Raw genomic sequence first — 17085 nt, 5'->3', positions numbered from 1 at the left:
TGATTACCCTGCATTAACGGAGTGACGCAGGGCTGGTAGCAGCGCAAGGTAGTCGTTCATTGACGGATGTTGCAGGAATGCCTTTTCCTGCTGGCCGGAATCGGGATTACGTACACCCAGACAGTAATGAATGCCGAATGTTTTCGCGGCATCCAGAATCGGTTCGCTGTCATCCACGAATAACGTTCTGGCGGGGTCGAAGCCGGTCTGCTGCTGTACGGCCTGCCACAAGCGCTGATTCTCTTTCGGATACCCATAAGTATGGGTGGAAAGTAATAAATCAAGGTGCTGATCCAGCCCCGTGTGTTCGATTTTTACCGCCAGACTGTGTGGATGGGCGTTGGTCAGCAGAATTGTCTCTTTACCGCATTCGCGCAGCGTTGCTAAAAACGGCGTAGTGTCATCGCGCAATCGGGCTCGCGTGCCAATATCCGTCGTCATTTGATAGATATCCAGATCGAGACGTTCTGACCAGTAATCGAAACAGTACCAGTTTAGCGTGTGCTGAACGGCCCGGTACTCCTGCTCGATAAGCTGGTGCGCCTGTTCAAGGCTGATGCGACGTTTTTCACTGAGCGACTGCGGCACCAGTTGAAGCCAGAAATAGCTGTCAAACGCCAGATCGAGCAGCGTGCCATCCATATCCAGTATCACGGTGTCGATGTCATGCCAGTTAACGTGGGGATTCATAGCGACTCCAAATGTCGCGCCGTGCTATAGGGATGAGGCAGCAGAAGACGCGCAATGCAATAGTGACAAGAGTGACGGGAAACTGATTCCGCTAGGTTAGCATAACCGAAGAGCAGGCACGATGCCGTTAGCGGGGGAGCATAGGGCGATTATCTGGGAACGAATTCGTCATCATATTGAACCGTGAGGCGTAATAGTGCTGAATATCGGTCACTCGCTTCTGGCTTTTACGCATTTTAATGCCGGTCAGAACCGCATTAACGATAAACGTCGCGGAAAAGAGCAGTAGTAGCAGACACGTGCCGAGATAGCGCCAGACGGTAATGACGTCGGGTTCGCTGTGCAGGCTGATGTGCTGGGTCCCGTTGGCATCGGTATTAAGCTGCGTGATGACGCCCGTGGCATTAAACGGCGTATGCAACAGCATCGCGGACAGCCGCTGGAGTTCCTGCCACTGATCCGATGGACGATATTCATTCAGCGGCATCGGCGGGAGCGGGTGGCTAACGAATTGTCGGCCTTCGTCGCTGCGAATCAGGAACCCACCCGGCGGCGGGCTGTTCAGTGAATCTGCCGCGTTATTGATTTCCTGATAGAAGAATTGATCGGTAGAACTGTTGACCAATGACTCCAGCGTGTCTGCGCTGACGGCGGGCAGCACCACATTCATGCCTTTCAGCGTGCCGGAAGTGGCGTCTTTTACCAGTGTATTCCAGTTCTTGACGTCGCTCAGGTTCATCAGCGCATTTTTCAGGCGGGAGCAATCGTTTTCCTGCCTGCACAAATCTTGTGTTCTCAGGACAACTTCAGCGAAATTTTTCATCAGAATCAACCCTGACTTCTGGATCGTAGACGCTAATTGAGAGTTAACCTGACCTTCTTTGTCCGCTTGCGGGTGGAGTTGGCTATTGACGGATTTCAGCAAGGCAGAGGCTTTTTCAATCGTCTCGGATTCCGGTAATGGCAGCGGCGCGGCTTTATTCCAGTAAATAGCGGAACAGTCGAAAGGGCTGAACGCATAGGGCGACGGTGCGGAGACGGGATGAATACCTGCGGGCACATAGCACATGCCGTTGCCACGGACAGCCAGTGTGTCGCCAATGCGGAGCTGAGCAGTTTCCAGATCGCTGACTTGCGTGACCTGAATTCGCTGTGCGCCCTGAAGCCAGGCCAGGCTGAGCTTGAGCGGCAGTTCAAGCGGCACGTTAGTGACGAGCAAAATCAGGCTGAGCAGTGAACCAGTGGCCAGCAGAAGATTCCTGCTCCAGCGTTGTAGCGGGAAATGTTTCACTTCATCATGCAGCGAAAGGTGCTCTCCCTGACGGATCACCTGTCGGTTGAGATAGATATCGACATCTGTTTTTCGCCCGAGATCCTGCGTGATGTAGGGCTGCCAGTGCGGTGGGTAAATCAGATCGATATTACCGAGCGAGATATTGCCGAGCGGCCCCTGATTGGATTCGCCAAACAGACCCAAGCCTTGCGGCGTGCCGTGAAGGCAGTGCACATCGCGCAGTTCCTGAGCGGACGGCGATCGGAAAAGCTGCCACAGGCTCCAGCCTGCTAATAGTGCTGCGGTACCGATCAGCCAAGGGAGCAGGGCGATAGGACTATTGAGGCTAATGAATAACAGTAGAAAAGACACGCAGAGCACGGCCGTTTCCTTCAAGCCCCCAGTGTGGTGCATGGCGTGTTCTTCACGCGTTTCCTTACGGATGGTGACCAGTTCGGCATGCTCACTGCCTTCCTGACGGATGGAGGCATTCGGGACCGGGACTTCGCTCGGCAGGGGGGCGAGTGGACGATCGTCGAGACACTCGGTTAGCGAGTGTCCATTCAAGGAAATGACCAGCGGGATCGAGCGCGTCTTAATCAGTTCGACGGTGTTATTTTCGGTAATGAACGGTTCCCAACTGGGCGGCAGATGGATTTCTTGTGTATCAATATAGTAGCGCCACTTATTCTGAGCATCAGTGCTCAGGCCGTAGCGCGTAATCGTATGGGTGATGGGGTAAACCCGATTACTTTGCAGGGAACGCGGTAGTTTGGGCTGCGCATTAGGGGTATCAAGTGGCGTGGTTTGCTGACTATTTTCCTGAGCCAGATAACGCTCAATGGCGATCCGTTCATCTTCAGTTAACCGTCGTGGAAGCGATTGCGAAACGGGTAACGGAGGAGCGGATAAGAAACGGTGGCGGATACGGTAGGCCACAAGACCTCCGACAACGATCAGACAGGCAAGCAATATCGCCAATAGGGTAAATATTGTGCTCATGTCATCTCCATTCCAAAACGCGATGCTCCTTGTTTTCGTCTGAGTTTAACAAAATTATACAATCGATGATAACCCGTATGGCATTGTTTTCTTAGATTAATAACGTAATTGTGAGCAGAGTTAATCGCATAAGGCGATGATAGTAACAAGCAAAAAACCTCTCTTAAATGAGGATATTCCTATTTTTTTTAAGTTATTGACTTTTTCTGGTGGTTTCTCATACAGAATGTATTCTTCATGTTGCCCACACGTAAATTCATCGTCACGATAGTTGCAGCGAAGGTGACTGTTAACGCACAATGTGAACAGAATCAAAAAGAATATTTACGATCTCTTCTTATTCAACAGCATGCTATGTTCAGGTTGCGATAAACGCAGTTTCTCATGCACGTTGGGCTAAGGTGCCGTTCTGGTCGTAACTCTCTGGGGGCATCAATGAGTCATAACCTGAAAAAACCTAAAATCCTCAAGGTGGAAACGATAGCGCGCTCGCGCTTGTTCAATGTGGAATCCGTCGATCTTGAATTTAGTAACGGGGTACGTCGGGTTTATGAACGGATGCGTTCAAGCGGCCGACAGGCTGTGATGGTTGTCCCGATCATTGATGATGAACTGCTGCTGATCCGTGAATACGCCGTCGGCATTGAGGAATATGAACTGGGCTTTCCCAAAGGGCTGATCGATCCCGGTGAAACGGTCTTTGAAGCCGCTAACCGCGAACTGATGGAAGAAGTCGGCTTTGGCGCAGAAAAGCTGGAATTACTGGCGACCTTAACGATGGCGCCCTCCTATTTTTCCAGCACGATGAATATCGTGGTGGCTCGTGGGCTGTATCCGCAGAGCCTGGAAGGCGATGAGCCGGAACCGATGCCACAAGTTCGCTGGCCGGTAGATAACATGATGTCGCTGCTGCAAGAGCCTGATTTCCGTGAAGCACGTAACGTCAGTGCGCTGTTTCTGGCCCACGACTGGCTGCGTCGTACACCCCGTTAATATTTAATAAACCAACCTGTTTTTAATAAACTAACATAGCAAGAAAGAAGGCGCAGTTTCCCGCGCCTTCTTTGCTTTGTCTGATGCTATCGAACGCTGGCTAGAATAATTCTTCGCTTTGTCCGTTATCCATCAGCGTGGTGCCGACTTCATGCACTTCGTATTCTTTCGGCTGCGTTCCATCAATGAAGTATTCGGAACGGCTGTTCCCGCCACCGTTAGACAGCTTGCCGCTGCTGCGGTCAATGACCACACTGACGATGCCTGGCGGCGGCGTCAACGGTTGTTCTGGTACGCCATCCAGCGCGGCTTTCATGAAATCATCCCACGCAGGTTGCGCTGATTTCGCACCGCCTTCATAGCCGGAGATCTGATCTTTGATGACGCCAGATGCGCTGCTGGCACCCAGATCGCGACGGTGATCGTCGAAGCCAATCCAGACCGACGTCACCAGATTCGGGCCATAGCCGGAGAACCAGGCGTCTTTGGAACTGTTCGTTGTACCGGTTTTACCGCCGATATCACGACGTTTCAACTCACGACCCGCGCGCCAACCCGTCCCCATCCAGCCCGGTTCGCCAAAGACGTTGCTGTTCAGCGCGTCTTTAATCAGGAACGCTAACGGCGTGTTGATCACGTGCGGTGCATAAGGTTGTGCGGCGTTTTGCTGTGCGGCCTCTGGTGTGACGGGCTCCAACTCGGGCTGCGGCAAGCCTAACGGTGGTGCTTCGTTTGATGTGGCAACGTCTTCAACGTTAGTGGTCGCTAACACTGGAGAACGCGGTGTTTCACCGTAGACCAGCGGTAGATTACAGGTATCGCAGACCACTTTCGGCGTAGCGGTAAATACCGTGCCGCCTGCCTCGCTCTCTATCTTACTGATCAGATAGGGATCGACCAGATAGCCGCCGTTTGCCATGACGGCATAGCCACGTACGACCTGTAGCGGCGTAAACGAGGCGGCACCCAGCGCCAGCGATTCAGTATGGACGATATTCTGCGCTGGGAAACCGAAGCGTTGCAGGTAATCCGCCGCATAGTCCACGCCCATCGCACGCATGGCACGTACCATTACCACGTTTTTGGATTGACCCAGCCCCTGACGCAAACGGATCGGACCATCATAGGTTGCCGGGGAGTTTTTCGGCCTCCAGTCAGATCCTGCACCAGCATCCCAACGGGTGATCGGGACGTCGTTCAGAATCGTTGCCAGCGTTAAACCTTTGTCCATCGCAGCGGTGTACAGGAAAGGTTTGATATTGGAACCAATCTGACGCAATGCCTGCGTTGCACGGTTGAATTTGCTTTGGTTGAAGTCAAAACCGCCAACCAGTGCTTCTATCGCACCGTTTTTCGGGTTAAGCGAGACAATCGCAGAGTTGACGTCCGGCACCTGTGCCAACCACCAATCATCGTTCACTTTACGTACCCAGACCTGCTGGCCTGCCTGTACCACGTCCGTGACGCGTTTCGGCGTAGGCCCTTGCTGCGTATCGGAACGGTATGCGCGTGCCCAGCGCATACCCGCCATCGGCAGGGCAATATTGCTGCCGTCAGAGAGGATCGCAATCGCGTTGTCCGCCGTGGTGCTGGTGACGATGGCCGGAGAGAGCGGGCCGTAGACCGGCAACGCTTTCAGGGCGGCAATCATCTTCGCCTGATCCCAGACCCCTTCGCCTACTTTCCATAGCACTTTGCTTGGGCCGCGGTAACCGTGGCGCATGTCATAGGCGAGGATGTTATTACGCAGCGCATCCTGTGCGGCGGTTTGCAATTTTTTGGTGACCGTCGTGTAGACCTTATAACCGTCGTTATAAGCATCTTCGCCGTAGCGTTTGATCATCTCCTGTCGTGCCATTTCTGCGACATACGGTGCAGAGAACGAAATATCCGGAGCGTGGTAATTCGCGACCAGCTTTTCGTTACGTGCCGCATTGTATTGCGACTGCGTGATGTAGTTTTCATCCTTCATACGCGCAAGGACGACGTTGCGACGGGCAACAGCACGGTCGTAGGAATAGAGCGGGTTAAACGTCGATGGCGCCTTCGGCAGACCGGCGATCATCGCCATTTCGCTCAGCGTCAGCTGGTCAACAGGTCGGCCAAAGTAAACCTGTGCCGACGCGCCAACGCCATAGGCGCGATAGCCGAGATAAATCTTGTTCAGATAGAGCTCAAGGATTTCATCTTTGGTTAGCAACTGCTCAATACGAATAGCCAGAAACACTTCCTTGATCTTACGAATCAGAGTGCGCTCTGGGCTCAGGAAGAAGTTCCTGGCGAGCTGTTGCGTAATGGTACTCGCCCCTTGAGAGGCATGACCCGATGTGAGCGCGATGGATGCGGCACGGATGATCCCGACGGGATCGACACCGTGGTGATCATAGAAGCGGCTATCTTCGGTCGCGATAAAAGCGTGTACCAATTCAGGGGGAATCTGGTCCAGCTTGAGCGGGATACGGCGCTTTTCACCAAACTGAGCGATCAGTTCGCCATCGGCACTGTAGACCTGCATAGGCGTTTGCAGCCGAACGTCTTTCAGCGTGGCGACATCGGGCAGTTGGGGTTCGATATAACGGTACAAACCATATATCGAGGCAGCTCCCAGCAGAATGCAAGAGACTGCAAGGATGAATAGATACTTTACGAACTTCACCTGGGATTTTCCATTCAGTAGCGTTTGGACAGTTTATAAACAATCGGGCGCTAGTATAAAGGTAAGCCAGCACTGTGGATATGTTTATTGGATAAGGAAATCGGGTTGAACATGGCTTATCACATCTGGCAGGTTGGAGTAGATATACAAAACGGCTTCATGCGCGCGCTGGCGGTTCAACGCCGCCGCGATGGCTGGCAGCTTCGTCATTGGTGGCAATATCCACTACCAGACGATACGTTGCGCTCGGGTAGTCTACACCATACTGAGGCGCTTTGTGAGGCCTTGCGAACATGGCGTCGTTTACTGCCCGGACACATTTCGCTACGGGTGGGGTTCCCTGCTCAGTTGATTTTACAGCAGCATTTACCGCTGCCTGACCGTCGTCTACAGGAGCCAGAGCGTAGCCTCTACATCGAAACCATGGCGGCGCGTAAGCTACCGATCAGCAGCGAATCGCTGGCGATAGACTATCGGGAAGACCCGCAGAGGCAGGGGGCGCTGCTGGTGACCGCCGCACGCCGACAGGAGATCGATAAATGGCTGGCATGCCTGAATAACGCAGGGTTGCGCCCTGATGTGCTTGAGATCTCAACCTGTGCGCTTCGAGTGATGGCGCAGCGAGCTGGGCTTGACGCTAACCGTCTGTTGCTGCATCGCCTGTTGGATGGCTGGCTGTGGGTCTCTCCGTTGAACCATGCCTTTCACTCAGGCGTGATACACCTTGATGAGCTGAATGACGAAACGGATATCTTATCGGTTGTAAGCACTCGCTATCAGCATGATGTCGATGAAATAGCCTATTACTCTAGCGTCTCGCCTGATTTACCCAGCCAGCAGACCGATGTATTACAGACGTGGTCGCCGTTAACGGTGTTTAATCACATGCAGCCGCCTCTGCCGAGTTTCCCTTCGGCTTATGCGATCGCGGGTGGGTTGGCATTGCGTCCTGAGGATGCCTGACTATGTTGCTGATTAATCTTTTACCCTGGCGCAAAACCCAGATGCGCCAGCGGGCACGTCGTTGGTTAGGGCTGCTGTGGCTACAGACGGGGTTGATGCTATGCCTTATCGCCGCGAGCTATCTGTTTTGGCAGCACAGACAGCAACGTGCGCAGGATGAACTCAATGTAGCGCTGACCCAGCAACAGCAACTGACGGTGCTGTATCAGCAAACGCATCAGGCGCGGGAAACACTACGCCGCTATCAGGCGCAAGAACGCGCTGAGGTGAGAGTCCAGCATGACAATCGTCGTAACCTCCACTTGCTCGATCAGCTTGCTGGCATGATGCCCGCGCGTCTGTGGCTGACGGAAATCGCCGACCGCGGCTCGCATCTGCTGCTTTCCGGCGTGAGTGAAAACTATCACGACATCGTTACGCTACAGCACGTGTTATTACGCCATGCTTCCGTCGAACGCGTACAACTGCTGCAGACGTCCCGAGAGCGCGGTGTGAATACTGGGCTGCGCTTTTCCTTTCAGGCCAATTGGCGCGATACAGACACTTCCTTGCAGGAGGAAGGTCATGATTAATCAAACGATTTTGACGGACGCCGTGCTGAATCGACCTGGGCTAGTGAATAAACCGCTCTGGCAGCAGTTGGCGTTTCAATTGGCGTTTGTCGCCGCTGCCGGGTTGCTATCTGGCTGGTTCCTCATCGGTGAAGTACGTAGGGCCGTGATTGGCATAGAAAAGCAAACCGTTCAGGCGCGTCTGGATAGACAGGACGTCCAGCAAAAGCTCGATGCGATGCCGTTACTGTCGGTGCTACGCGAGCAATTAGCGGAGAAAACCGCGCAAAACGATCCCTTTCAGCCTGACAGGCTGGCACAGCTTATCGTCGAGCCTCTGTCGCAGGCAGGGGCTTCGCTTCTATCCTGGCAGCCTGCTCCGCCTCACGCGGGGGCATCTCATCAGGAACGTTGGCAATTGGCATTTAGCGCGAATTACACGGGCGTGTTGCAGGTGCTTCGTGCGCTGGCGGGGTTACCTTATGTACTGCGAATAACGCAACTGACCGTAAAGCCTGATGCCGTTCCAACGGAGTCGTCGTCAGAAATACCACGGTTACAGGTTGAGCTGTCGCTAATCAGGCCAGAGGCGGTGCCATGAGCCATATCTCGATCCGTATCGCCTTGATGTTGCTCTTCGTGTCCCATAGCGTGCAGGCAGAAACGCTCGCAGAACGCATCGACCCTTTTCAGCCTCTGGCTACTGCGCGCTGTCTGCCCTCCGTGATATTGCCACCGTGGCAGCTAAAAGGCGTGATTGGCTCTGGCGATCGCTGGATTGGTTGGCTAGCGCAGCCGGAGGTCGGTTGGATCAAGCTGGCAAGTGGAGAAACGATTCCCCCGGGGTACTGGCTAGTCAGCCATTTGGATCAATCAGGGGCCAAACTTGTCCCGACAGCGCGTGAGGCAGGCTGTGATGGCCTGCCAGATAGCCTGCTGCTGGTTTCTCCGTTTATCACTAAGCCTGCGGAATAGGTGAGGTTTGTCTGGCTACACGTATTTTGAACGTAATTTTTGGACAACCGTTCGTTGAAAACAATGTTGATAACAGCGTAGTTGATAACAGCGTATCTCGATAACAAGGAAGGTTATGAATATGAAGATGTTATGTCGAGTGGCGGCGTGGAGCGGGTTGCTTCTTCTCGCCGCGCCGTTTCAGGCCAGTGCGGAAAGTTCGGTATCGATGGCGTTTGAAGACTCACCGATACCTCGGGTGTTACAGGCGTTAGCCGATCACCAGCAGCTCAATGTGGTGATCGCTCCGGGCGTGACGGGGAATCTTAGCCTGAGGCTGGCAGATATTCCCTGGCAGCAGGCACTGGATATTGTTTTACGCATGGGGAAGCTCAGCGTCGAGCGTAACGGCAACGTGCTGATGGTTTTCCCTGCCGACCACCTTGAGTCCTTGCAGAAGGAACGAGACGACCGTGTAGCTGAGCAGGCGCAGAAATTGCCGCTGCATAACCTTTCTGTGGCGTTACAGTATGCTGATGCAACGGAAGTAGCGGCCAGTGTTCTGGCTCAACGTGGGACGCTGCTGTCTACACGTGGCAGCGTAACTGTGGATAAACGGACGAATACTTTATTGATTCGCGATACGGAAGAGGCTCTGGCACAGCTCGAACCGTGGGTGAAGGCGCTCGATTTACCGCTAGCTCAGGTGCAACTGGCGGCACATATCGTCACTATCAGCAGCGAGCACCTGCAGGCGCTGGGCGTGAACTGGGGGCTGGGAGAAGGGGACGCGGCGAACAAGGCGCTCAGGCTGAATAATTTTAACGTTGGCCTGCCTGTGGATACGTCAGCGATCAATGCCGGGTTCCATTTGGCGCGGCTGAATGGCCGCTTGCTGGATCTGGAGTTAATGGCGCTGGAACAGGAAAGTCAGGTCGAGATTATCGCCAGCCCTCGCTTGTTTACTGCGCACCAGCAGACTGCCAGTATTAAACAAGGCACGGAAATTCCGTATCAGGTTTCCAGCGGTGCCAGCGGATCGACGTCTATCGAGTTCAAAGAAGCGGTATTAGGGATGGAGGTTACGCCGGACATTTTGCGTGCCGGGCGGATTACGCTGAACCTGAAAATTAGCCAAAACATGCCGGGGCAGACGATCAAACAGGGCGATAATGGTGAAGCACTAGCGATCGACAAGCAGGAAATCCAAACCCAGGTGACGGTCGCTGATGGAGAAACTATCGTTTTAGGCGGCATTTTCCAGCAGCAAAAAAAGAACAGCGACAGACAGGTGCCACTATTGGGCGAGGTTCCCGTATTTGGTCATCTGTTCAGAAACCATACTCAGCAGCATACACGACGAGAATTGGTCATTTTCATTACGCCGACGCTGATACCCGCGCCATCGTGAGTAAACCCAGGCGGGCTCTGATGTCATACGGTGTTTTTTTTTTCGGATTAGGCGCAATATTTTGTCACGTTCGTCGCTTATGAGTTTGACGCTGCGGCGGATTTAGCTTACAAGGGTTAGCGAATTGAGCACTGAAGTGTTGTTCCACCGAAAATGTCGATAAAACATACTACATTGACCACCTGTGGTCGGTGTGACATTTTATTCGGTTGCCAAACTACCCTGAGTCTTGAGATAATTTTTTGTCTGATTCTCGCACTATCGCTCATGAGGTTTCAGTTTAGGTCCCGCCGCTGGGTTGATTGGCGGGGCGGGTTATCATTAACGAATTGTCTTAGTAATACCAAAAAACATGGCAGAGAAACGCAATATCTTTCTGGTTGGGCCTATGGGTGCCGGCAAAAGCACTATTGGCCGGCAGTTAGCTCAACAACTCAATATGGAGTTTTTTGACTCCGATCAAGAAATTGAGCGACGCACTGGGGCTGATGTGGGCTGGGTATTCGATGTGGAAGGCGAAGAAGGCTTCCGCGATCGTGAAGAGAAAGTCATTAATGAATTGACGGAAAAGCAAGGCATCGTACTGGCGACAGGCGGTGGCTCAGTCAAATCACGTGAGACGCGCAATCGTCTTTCCGCGCGCGGCGTTGTCGTTTATTTGGAAACGACAATCGAGAAACAGCTTGCCCGCACGCAGCGTGACAAGAAGCGTCCGTTACTTCAGGTTGAAACCCCTCCACGTGAAGTATTGGAAGCGTTGGCGAAAGAGCGGAACCCGCTTTATGAAGAAATCGCTGACGTGACCATTCGGACTGACGAGCAAAGTGCCAAGGTCGTTGCTAACCAGATTATCAATATGCTGGAAAGTAACTAAGAGCATACCTTATCCGCATTGAGCGGATCCTGAACGGGTTGTTTAACGCGCATGGAAAGAATTACCGTAACACTAGGGGAACGTAGTTACCCCATTACGATAGCCGCTGGATTATTTGATGATTCGGCTTCTTTTATGCCGTTGAAAGCGGGGGAGCAGGCCATGCTGGTGACGAACCAGACGTTGGCTCCTCTGTACCTTGACCGCGTTCGTGGTGTGTTGGAAAACAGTGGCGTGCATGTCGATCAGGTTATCTTACCTGACGGCGAGCAGCACAAATCGCTGGCCGTATTGGATCAGGTTTTTACCGCGCTGTTGGCGAAACCGCATGGTCGTGATACGACGATTGTTGCCTTGGGTGGCGGTGTCATCGGCGATTTAGCCGGTTTTGCCGCGGCCAGTTATCAGCGTGGCGTCCGGTTTATCCAGGTGCCGACAACGCTGTTATCGCAGGTAGATTCTTCCGTCGGTGGTAAAACCGCTGTCAATCACCCATTGGGTAAAAACATGATCGGGGCGTTCTACCAGCCCGTATCGGTTGTGATCGATCTGGACTGCCTGAAATCTTTACCGGCACGGGAATTGTCATCTGGGCTGGCGGAAGTCATCAAGTACGGCATTATTCTGGATCGCGATTTCTTTCTTTGGCTCGAAGAAAACATTGAAGCCGTGCGTGCGCTACAGCATGACGCGCTGGCTTACTGCATTCGTCGCTGCTGCGAGATTAAAGCGGCGGTGGTTGCAGCAGACGAACGTGAAAGCGGTATGCGTGCGTTGCTCAACTTGGGCCATACTTACGGGCATGCCATTGAAGCAGAAATGGGCTACGGTAACTGGCTTCACGGCGAAGCGGTTGCGGCAGGCATGGTGATGGCTGCGCATACGGCACGTCGCCTTGGGCAGTTCTCCGTTGAGGATGTCGAGCGAGTCAAGTCTCTGCTGATTCGCGCTGGCTTACCAGTAAACGGCCCAGCGCAAATGACACCTGAATCCTATCTTCCTCATATGATGCGTGACAAGAAAGTGCTGGCGGGTGAGTTACGCTTGGTGCTGCCAACGGCGATTGGTCAATCAGAAGTTCGTGGCGGCGTCGCGCATGACATGGTGTTGGCTTCGATAGCTGATTGTCTTGCCTGATGCGTAATGCTATCGGGTTATGAGAGACAATCCGTTATGAAAGACGATCAGTTATGAAAGATAAGTATTAACGACAGACACGCCCTGATGGGTTATGGTTAATAAAATACAATGCGTTACGATTCAATGATTCGCCTTGGCGACCGCGTGGCGAATTCGAGCTTTTTAGTGGGGAGATGTTAAATGGATGAGTTCAAGCCGGAAGATGAGCTGAAGCCTGATACCAGTGACCGTCGACCTACTCGTCAACAGAAAAGCAGCAACTTCGCGGTACCTAAGATCGCGCTTTCCAGACAGCACCTGATGATTGGCATCGGGATTGTGGTGCTGGTGTTGCTGATCGTGGGTATTGGATCGGCTTTGCAGGCACCTTCTCAGCCACAAACGCCACAGGCGCAGAATCAAGCGAGTGGCGAGCGAAATATCGATCTCTCTTCCTCGTCCTCCATGACCCAGAGCACGCAGCCTTCCTCACCGAGTGAAAGCCCTGCGGCCGTTTCCGGCGAGGCCAGTCATGGCCAAATGCCAGGGCAGACGTCTTCTCAAACGCCGACGTCGCCTCAGACCTTGAGCGCTCCACCGATTTCCGGTACGCCGACGGATGCACAGATTCAACCGCCAGTGGCAGGCCAGCAGCGTATCGAGCTGCCGGGCAATATCACTGATGCGCTGTCGCAACAGCAAGGGCGCGTGAGCGAATTCTCTCAGGGTGCGGCAGGAAATTCGACGCTGCCAACGGCACCTGCGACGGTTGCTCCGGCGGGAAAAACGCCTGCGGCCTCATCTGCTAAAAATACGCACAACGCGACGCCTGCACACGCTAGCAACGCGAAGCCTGCTGCGAACAGCGCGCCAAAAGCGCCAGTAGCAAGCAAACCCGCCGCTAACGCAAAAGCGGCTCCTGCAGCGGCCGGGCAGAACGTCTCCGTACAGAATGCGCCTGCGAGCAGTTTTACGCTGCAACTGAGCAGCGCGTCACGCTCGGATACGCTGAAAGCCTATGCAAAACAACATAATCTCGCCCATTCGTGGGTGTATGAAACGAAACGAGACGGAAAATCCTGGTATGTGTTAGTGACCGGAGTCTATGCTTCTTCTGCGGAAGCGAAACAGGCAATTGCCACGTTGCCCGCAGAGGTACAAGCGAAAAAACCATGGGTTAAGCCGATCCGCCAGGTGAAGCAGGACTTGAATAAGTAACACCAATTTTAGCCCTGATGTGCTGTCTGACACAGAGTACAATCCGTGGCTCTGAAACGTATGAGTAACTAACGACGGCATGAAGAAGAACCGCGCTTTTTTAAAATGGGCTGGTGGTAAATATCCGCTGGTAGAAGAAATTCGTCGCTATTTACCCGCAGGAGACTGTCTTATTGAGCCCTTTGTTGGCGCGGGTTCCGTGTTTCTGAATACGGAATACGATCGCTACATACTGGCTGATATTAATAGCGACCTGATTAATCTCTACAATATTGTTAAATCGAATGCAGATGAGTTTGTTACCGACGCCCGTAAACTTTTTACGGATGAGGTCAACACGTCAGAGACATTTTATCTGCTGCGTGACGAATTTAACCTTTGCAGCGATGCCTATCGGCGCGCGCTGCTGTTCCTCTATTTGAATCGCCACTGCTATAACGGCCTGTGCCGTTACAACATGCGCGGTGAATTCAATGTTCCTTTCGGGCGCTACAAGAAGCCCTATTTTCCTGAAGAAGAAATTCGCTGGTTCGCCTTCAAAGCGCAAAATGCCATTTTCGTCTGTGAGCATTATCAGGACACGTTGGAAAAAGCAGAGAAGGGATCGGTCATTTATTGCGATCCGCCTTATGCGCCGCTGTCTGCGACCGCGAATTTTACGGCCTACCACACCAATAATTTCAGCCGTGCCGACCAGCAGAGTTTGGCGCAATTGGCACGTCGTTTGTCAGTAGAAAGCAAGATTCCGGTGCTGATTTCCAATCATGACACGGTGCTGACCCGTGAGTGGTATCAGGAAGCGGTGCTGTATGTTGTTAAAGCGCGCAGAACGATTAGCCGTAATATTTTAGGGCGTAGTAAAGTAAACGAGTTATTAGCCCTATATCGGTAATACCGTTTGGGGTAAACAGAGCGCGGTGAATCGGTTAATGCCGCCTGAGAGGCGTCATTAGCCGGGAAGAGGTTACCCGCAGGCATTCAGACTTTATCGTTTGGAGAAATGAATGAAACCGTTTTTAATCGCGCCGTCCATTTTGTCGGCTGATTTTGCCCGTCTTGGTGAAGATACCGCTAACGTATTGGCTGCCGGGGCTGATGTGGTCCATTTTGATGTCATGGATAACCACTATGTGCCAAATTTGACGATTGGCCCACTGGTTCTGAAATCCCTGCGCGATTACGGCATTACCGCGCCGATTGACGTTCACCTGATGGTGAAACCGGTTGATCGTATCATCCCGGATTTCGCCAATGCGGGTGCCAGTTTCATTACCTTTCATCCCGAAGCCACGGATCATCTCGATCGTTCATTGCAGTTGATCAAAGATCACGGCTGCAAAGCTGGGCTGGTGTTTAATCCGGCGACGCCACTAAGTTATCTCGATTACGTTATGGATAAGCTGGATATCATTCTGCTGATGTCAGTTAACCCTGGATTTGGCGGGCAGTCCTTTATTCCCAGCACGCTGGATAAGCTGCGTCAGGTTCGTCGCTTGATCGACGACAGCGGTTACGACATTCGACTGGAAGTCGATGGCGGCGTAAAAGTAGAAAATATCGGCGCGATTGCTGAAGCGGGCGCGGATATGTTTGTGGCGGGATCGGCTATTTTTGGTCATCCAGATTACCGTGCCGTCATTGATCAAATGCGTAATGAAATTTCAAGGACGAAACATGACTGAATTTACCGCGATTCGCGGGTTGGCTTTTGATTTGGATGGGACGCTGATTCACAGCGCACCGGGTCTGGCAGCGGCGATCGATCAGGCCTTAGTGGCGCAGTCGTTGCCTGCTGCGGGCGAAGCCCGTGTTGCCACCTGGATTGGTAACGGTGCGGATGTGATGGTGGAACGGGCGCTGCGCTGGGCTGGCGTTGAGCCAACTGCTGCACGCTTGCAGGAAACCCGCGAGCGGTTCGATAGCTATTATGCGCAGACGGTGGATAGCGGCAGCACGCTGTTCCCGCAGGTAAAAGAGACGCTGGCGCAGTTAGCGCAGCAGGGCGTTCCGATGGCGGTGGTGACTAATAAACCCACGCCGTTCGTTGCGCCGTTGCTGGCAGGATTAGGGATCGGCGACTATTTCTCGCTGATCATCGGTGGCGATGACGTTATTGTGAAAAAGCCGCATCCTGCGCCGCTCTATCTGGTACTCGGTAAGCTGGGGCTGCGTGCCAGCGAACTTCTGTTCGTCGGCGATTCCCGCAATGATATTCAGGCGGCACAGGCGGCGAGCTGTCGTAGTGTCGGCATGACGTATGGTTACAACTATGGTGAAGCGATCGAGCTGAGTCAGCCGGATGTCGTTCTGGATCGTTTTGCCGATATTTTGCCCCTGATCGGGCATTCTTCTTCACACAATCAGGAACCCTTAGTATGAGCAAGCCCATTGTATTTAGCGGTGCGCAGCCGTCTGGTGAATTGACCATTGGTAACTACATGGGGGCGTTACGTCAGTGGGTCAACATGCAGGACGATTATGACTGCATCTATTGCATTGTGGATTTGCATGCCATCACGGTACGTCAGGATCCGCAGGCGCTGAGAAAAGCGACGCTGGATACGCTGGCACTGTATCTGGCCTGTGGCATCGATCCGAAAAAGAGTACCATTTTTGTTCAGTCGCACGTGCCTGAGCACAGCCAACTGAGCTGGATACTGAACTGCTACGCGTATTTCGGCGAACTGAGCCGCATGACGCAGTTCAAGGATAAATCCGCGCGTTACGAAGAGAACATCAACGCCGGTCTGTTTAGTTATCCCGTGCTGATGGCGGCGGATATCCTGCTATACCAAACGAATCAGGTGCCGGTGGGTGAAGATCAGAAACAGCATTTGGAACTGAGCCGTGACGTCGGTCAGCGCTTCAACAGCCTGTATGGCGACATTTTCAAAGTGCCAGAGCCGTTCATTCCGAAATCGGGTGCCCGCGTGATGTCGCTGCTAGAACCGACCAAGAAGATGTCCAAGTCTGACGATAACCGCAATAACGTTATCGGGCTGCTGGAAGATCCGAAAGCGGTGGTGAAGAAGATCAAACGCGCGATGACGGATTCCGACGAGCCACCCGTCGTTCGTTATGACGTGGCGAATAAAGCGGGGGTATCCAACCTGTTGGATATTCTGTCTGGCGTCACGGGAAAAAGCATCCCAGAGCTGGAGCAGGAATTTAACGGCCAGATGTATGGTCACCTGAAAGGCGCGGTGGCGGATGCCGTATCCGGTATGCTGTCTGAGCTGCAAGAGCGTTATCATCGCTACCGTAACGATGAGGCGTTCCTGCAACAGATCATGCGTGAAGGGGCTGACAAAGCCAGCGCTCGCGCACAGGAAACGCTGAAGAAAGTCTACGATGCTATCGGTTTTGTTGGCCGTCCGTAAG

Annotated in this window: 16 protein-coding genes; 13 read left to right on the top strand and 3 right to left on the bottom strand. The window is 53.1% G+C overall.

Features of this window, described 5'->3' with window-relative positions; translation table 11 throughout:
• Positions 1 to 3: 3 nt before the first annotated feature.
• A complete protein-coding gene (yrfG, locus tag EO763_RS20205; RefSeq protein WP_161530004.1) occupies positions 4 to 690 on the bottom strand; it encodes a GMP/IMP nucleotidase in 687 nt (228 codons plus the stop codon).
• Positions 691 to 817: 127 nt separating this feature from the next.
• The gene (locus EO763_RS20200; protein WP_161530003.1) at positions 818 to 2965 is read right to left on the bottom strand and encodes an intracellular growth attenuator family protein; all 2148 of its coding nucleotides are present in this window, start codon (positions 2963 to 2965) and stop codon (positions 818 to 820) included.
• Between the two features lie 435 nt (positions 2966 to 3400).
• Here EO763_RS20200 and nudE point away from each other — a divergent pair, with 435 nt between their 5' ends.
• Entirely contained in the window at positions 3401 to 3958 is a 558-nt protein-coding gene (gene nudE, locus EO763_RS20195) for an ADP compounds hydrolase NudE (RefSeq protein ID WP_039474040.1), read from the top strand.
• A 100-nt stretch (positions 3959 to 4058) separates the two neighbouring features.
• Here nudE and mrcA read toward each other — a convergent pair whose 3' ends face one another.
• Positions 4059 to 6614 carry a peptidoglycan glycosyltransferase/peptidoglycan DD-transpeptidase MrcA gene (gene mrcA, locus EO763_RS20190; protein ID WP_161530002.1) on the bottom strand — a complete coding sequence of 852 codons (2556 nt, stop codon included), beginning with the start codon at positions 6612 to 6614 and terminating at the stop codon, positions 4059 to 4061.
• 111 nt (positions 6615 to 6725) lie between these two features.
• Here mrcA and pilM point away from each other — a divergent pair, with 111 nt between their 5' ends.
• The 12 genes from pilM (at position 6726) to trpS (ending at position 17084) form a co-directional block, all read left to right on the top strand.
• Entirely contained in the window at positions 6726 to 7577 is an 852-nt protein-coding gene (pilM, locus tag EO763_RS20185; protein WP_161530001.1) for a type IV pilus biogenesis protein PilM, read from the top strand.
• Between the two features lie 2 nt (positions 7578 to 7579).
• Complete coding sequence (locus EO763_RS20180; RefSeq protein ID WP_161530000.1) at positions 7580 to 8149, top strand: PilN domain-containing protein; 570 nt, start codon at positions 7580 to 7582, stop codon at positions 8147 to 8149.
• Entirely contained in the window at positions 8142 to 8729 is a 588-nt protein-coding gene (locus EO763_RS20175) for a hypothetical protein (protein WP_161529999.1), read from the top strand. The genes EO763_RS20180 and EO763_RS20175 overlap by 8 nt, the downstream gene beginning before the upstream one ends.
• On the top strand, positions 8726 to 9103 hold the full coding sequence (locus tag EO763_RS20170; protein WP_161529998.1) for a DNA utilization family protein: 378 nt from the start codon (positions 8726 to 8728) through the stop codon (positions 9101 to 9103). The genes EO763_RS20175 and EO763_RS20170 overlap by 4 nt, the downstream gene beginning before the upstream one ends.
• A 115-nt stretch (positions 9104 to 9218) precedes the next feature.
• Positions 9219 to 10493, top strand: a complete 1275-nt coding sequence (gene hofQ / locus EO763_RS20165; protein WP_161529997.1) for a DNA uptake porin HofQ — start codon at positions 9219 to 9221, stop codon at positions 10491 to 10493.
• A gap of 352 nt (positions 10494 to 10845) precedes the next feature.
• On the top strand, positions 10846 to 11367 hold the full coding sequence (aroK, locus tag EO763_RS20160) for a shikimate kinase AroK (protein WP_005969451.1): 522 nt from the start codon (positions 10846 to 10848) through the stop codon (positions 11365 to 11367).
• Positions 11368 to 11418: 51 nt separating this feature from the next.
• A complete protein-coding gene (aroB, locus tag EO763_RS20155) occupies positions 11419 to 12504 on the top strand; it encodes a 3-dehydroquinate synthase (protein ID WP_161529996.1) in 1086 nt (361 codons plus the stop codon).
• 183 nt (positions 12505 to 12687) lie between these two features.
• Positions 12688 to 13704, top strand: a complete 1017-nt coding sequence (locus tag EO763_RS20150) for an SPOR domain-containing protein (RefSeq protein WP_161529995.1) — start codon at positions 12688 to 12690, stop codon at positions 13702 to 13704.
• A 79-nt stretch (positions 13705 to 13783) separates the two neighbouring features.
• Positions 13784 to 14596 (top strand): adenine-specific DNA-methyltransferase, encoded by an 813-nt coding sequence (gene dam / locus EO763_RS20145; protein ID WP_161529994.1) that lies wholly within the window; start codon positions 13784 to 13786, stop codon positions 14594 to 14596.
• 112 nt (positions 14597 to 14708) lie between these two features.
• Complete coding sequence (gene rpe / locus EO763_RS20140; RefSeq protein ID WP_039492116.1) at positions 14709 to 15386, top strand: ribulose-phosphate 3-epimerase; 678 nt, start codon at positions 14709 to 14711, stop codon at positions 15384 to 15386.
• On the top strand, positions 15379 to 16083 hold the full coding sequence (locus EO763_RS20135) for a phosphoglycolate phosphatase (RefSeq protein ID WP_103165221.1): 705 nt from the start codon (positions 15379 to 15381) through the stop codon (positions 16081 to 16083). Before rpe ends, EO763_RS20135 begins: the two co-directional genes overlap by 8 nt.
• The gene (trpS, locus tag EO763_RS20130; RefSeq protein WP_161529993.1) at positions 16080 to 17084 is read left to right on the top strand and encodes a tryptophan--tRNA ligase; all 1005 of its coding nucleotides are present in this window, start codon (positions 16080 to 16082) and stop codon (positions 17082 to 17084) included. The genes EO763_RS20135 and trpS overlap by 4 nt, the downstream gene beginning before the upstream one ends.
• Position 17085: the final 1 nt, after the last annotated feature.

Source organism: Pectobacterium odoriferum, from assembly GCF_009931295.1.
GTDB lineage: Bacteria > Pseudomonadota > Gammaproteobacteria > Enterobacterales > Enterobacteriaceae > Pectobacterium > Pectobacterium odoriferum.
This window is presented reverse-complemented; position numbering and strand designations above follow the sequence as displayed.

Bases quoted from the DNA above. Each gene is read 5' to 3' on its own strand.
- yrfG (WP_161530004.1), bottom strand. From the start codon at position 690: ATGAATCCCCACGTTAACTGGCATGACATCGACACCGTGATACTGGAT.
- EO763_RS20200 (WP_161530003.1), bottom strand. From the start codon at position 2,965: ATGAGCACAATATTTACCCTATTGGCGATATTGCTTGCCTGTCTGATC.
- nudE (WP_039474040.1), top strand. From the start codon at position 3,401: ATGAGTCATAACCTGAAAAAACCTAAAATCCTCAAGGTGGAAACGATA.
- pilM (WP_161530001.1), top strand. From the start codon at position 6,726: ATGGCTTATCACATCTGGCAGGTTGGAGTAGATATACAAAACGGCTTC.
- EO763_RS20180 (WP_161530000.1), top strand. From the start codon at position 7,580: ATGTTGCTGATTAATCTTTTACCCTGGCGCAAAACCCAGATGCGCCAG.
- EO763_RS20175 (WP_161529999.1), top strand. From the start codon at position 8,142: ATGATTAATCAAACGATTTTGACGGACGCCGTGCTGAATCGACCTGGG.
- EO763_RS20170 (WP_161529998.1), top strand. From the start codon at position 8,726: ATGAGCCATATCTCGATCCGTATCGCCTTGATGTTGCTCTTCGTGTCC.
- hofQ (WP_161529997.1), top strand. From the start codon at position 9,219: ATGAATATGAAGATGTTATGTCGAGTGGCGGCGTGGAGCGGGTTGCTT.
- aroK (WP_005969451.1), top strand. From the start codon at position 10,846: ATGGCAGAGAAACGCAATATCTTTCTGGTTGGGCCTATGGGTGCCGGC.
- aroB (WP_161529996.1), top strand. From the start codon at position 11,419: ATGGAAAGAATTACCGTAACACTAGGGGAACGTAGTTACCCCATTACG.
- EO763_RS20150 (WP_161529995.1), top strand. From the start codon at position 12,688: ATGGATGAGTTCAAGCCGGAAGATGAGCTGAAGCCTGATACCAGTGAC.
- dam (WP_161529994.1), top strand. From the start codon at position 13,784: ATGAAGAAGAACCGCGCTTTTTTAAAATGGGCTGGTGGTAAATATCCG.
- rpe (WP_039492116.1), top strand. From the start codon at position 14,709: ATGAAACCGTTTTTAATCGCGCCGTCCATTTTGTCGGCTGATTTTGCC.
- EO763_RS20135 (WP_103165221.1), top strand. From the start codon at position 15,379: ATGACTGAATTTACCGCGATTCGCGGGTTGGCTTTTGATTTGGATGGG.
- trpS (WP_161529993.1), top strand. From the start codon at position 16,080: ATGAGCAAGCCCATTGTATTTAGCGGTGCGCAGCCGTCTGGTGAATTG.